The sequence below is a fragment of the Pseudomonas sp. genome, from assembly GCF_050739995.1.
GTDB lineage: Bacteria > Pseudomonadota > Gammaproteobacteria > Pseudomonadales > Pseudomonadaceae > Aquipseudomonas.
In genome coordinates this window covers 1-2236 of the sequence record NZ_JBOICG010000141.1, presented here as the reverse complement: position 1 = coordinate 2236, position 2236 = coordinate 1, and the positions used below count along the sequence as shown (strand labels likewise).

Below are 2236 nucleotides of genomic sequence, written 5' to 3'. Positions count from 1 at the left end.
ACCGAGGTGATGCCATCGCAGGCAAGCCAGCTCCCACAGTTGATCGGGTTTACAGCTATAGATCTGCACTAGATGCCTATAAAAATACAGATGTTCGTGGAGCCTCGCCGATGAAATCCTATGAAGTCAATTTTGACGGTCTAGTGGGGCCAACCCACAACTACGGCGGTTTGTCCTACGGCAACGTCGCGTCTCAGAGCAACAGCCAGCAGTCTTCGAACCCGAAGGAAGCGGCGTTGCAGGGCCTGCAGAAAATGAAAGCCCTGATGGACATGGGCTTCGTGCAAGGGGTGTTGGCGCCACAGGAACGACCTGACGTGGCTGCCTTGCGCAACCTGGGTTTCAGCGGCACCGATGCTCAAGTCATCCAGCAAGCGGCCAAGCAGGCCATGCCGCTGCTGGTTGCCAGTTGCTCTGCGTCGAGCATGTGGGTGGCTAACGCCGCCACTGTCAGCCCAAGCGCCGATACCGTTGACGGCCGGGTGCATTTCACCGCTGCCAACCTCAACTGCAAATACCACCGCAGCATCGAACACCCGACCACCAGCCGCGTGCTGGGGGCGATGTTTGCTGACCAGAAGCATTTTGCCCATCACGCCGCATTGCCGGCGGTGGCGCAGTTTGGTGATGAAGGTGCGGCCAACCACACACGTTTTTGCCGCGAATACGGCGAGGCGGGTGTGGAGTTTTTCGTGTTTGGCCGCAGCGCGTTCGACACCCGCTACCCGGCACCGCAGAAGTACCCGGCACGCCAGACCCTGGAAGCGTCCCAGGCCGTCGCGCGCCTGCATGGCTTGAAGGATGAGGGGGTCGTCTACGCCCAGCAGAACCCAGCGGTAATCGATGCCGGTGTGTTCCATAACGACGTGATCGCGGTGGGCAACGGCGAAGTGCTGTTCTATCACGAGGACGCCTTCCTCAACACCGAACAGATGCTGGCCGAATTACACGGCAAGTTGGGCAAGCTGGGCGGTAACTTCCAGTCTGTGTGCGTGCCCCGTGCTTTGGTCAGTGTCGAGGACGCGGTACGGTCCTACTTGTTCAACAGCCAATTGCTGACCCGCGCCGACGGTTCGATGCTGCTGATCGTGCCGGAAGAATGCCGCGCCAACGAGCGCGTCTGGCAGTACCTACAAGGCTTGACTGCGTCCGGTGGCCTGATCCGTGAAGTGAAGGTGTTCGACCTCAAGCAAAGCATGCAGAACGGCGGTGGCCCGGCGTGCCTGCGTTTGCGTGTGGCTTTGAATGAAACGGAACTGGCGGCGGTGAATCCAGGCGTTATCATGACCGCGCCGTTGTACGACACGCTGACCCAGTGGGTTGACAAGCACTACCGCGACAGCCTGCGTGAAAGCGACCTGGCTGACCCGCAATTGTTGCTTGAGTGCCGGACGGCACTGGATGAACTGACGCAAATCCTTAAACTGGGCTCGGTTTATCCTTTCCAGATCAATTAACGCCGCACGGCAGAGAATTATTTATGACCACCGACACCCTGAAACTGATCCTTGAAGACACCGACGGCACCCAGCTGGAAACTTCCTGCACCCGCGTCGCCGTGGTCTGGCAGGGCAAGGAGATCTGGATCCAGCACGATGGCCGTGGCCAACTGCTGATTGGTGTGGATGTGGAAGAAGGCGACGCTGAGTACGCCAACCTGTTGATGCGCCCACTGGCCACCAACCTGATGAGCCTGCAACTGGAAATGGAACCGGCCGACGTTGAAGGCGACGACGATCACGTCCACGGCCCAGGCTGCAACCACTAAGGAAGCTGCGTATGCTCGCCCTCGGCAAACTGCTTGAACTGACCCTCGCCGGTCGCGAACCGGCGCAAAAAATTCAACTGACTGTCGACGGCGTGCAGATGCGCTGGCTCAGCGAGGGTGCACTCGAAGTGCGTCCGCCTGAGGCGAAGGACAACGGCAGCGACCTGCTGCTGTCGTCTGGCATCCATGGCAACGAAACCGCGCCGATCGAGCTGCTCGACCGCCTGTTGCATGGCATTGCCCGTGGGGAAATCAAACCCCGCACCCGTATTCTGTTCCTGTTCGGCAACCCCGAGGCCATGCGCCGCGGCGAGCGTTACCTCGAACTGGACGTCAACCGGCTGTTCAATGGCCGTCATGAACAAAACATCGGCCCCGAAGCGATGCGCGCCGCCGAGCTTGAGCAGTTGGCCCGCACTTTCTTCAGCGTGCCGGGGCGTAGCCGTTTGCACTACGACCTGCACACCG

General features: G+C 60.0%; 3 protein-coding genes. All 3 read left to right on the top strand.

Features of this window, described 5'->3' with window-relative positions; all coding sequences use genetic code 11:
• The first annotated feature begins 110 nt into the window (after window positions 1-110).
• A complete protein-coding gene (gene astB / locus ACRESD_RS04960) occupies window positions 111-1457 on the top strand; it encodes an N-succinylarginine dihydrolase (RefSeq protein WP_431749900.1) in 1347 nt (448 codons plus the stop codon).
• Window positions 1458-1480: 23 nt separating this feature from the next.
• Entirely contained in the window at window positions 1481-1768 is a 288-nt protein-coding gene (locus ACRESD_RS04955) for a topoisomerase II (protein WP_177013231.1), read from the top strand.
• Window positions 1769-1779: 11 nt separating this feature from the next.
• Window positions 1780-2236, top strand: a 457-nt coding sequence (locus ACRESD_RS04950; RefSeq protein ID WP_431749899.1) for a succinylglutamate desuccinylase, incomplete at its 3' end; no start/stop codon positions are given.

Excerpts from the sequence above, each read along its gene's own strand:
- astB (WP_431749900.1), top strand. The coding sequence starts at position 111 with ATGAAATCCTATGAAGTCAATTTTGACGGTCTAGTGGGGCCAACCCAC.
- ACRESD_RS04955 (WP_177013231.1), top strand. The coding sequence starts at position 1,481 with ATGACCACCGACACCCTGAAACTGATCCTTGAAGACACCGACGGCACC.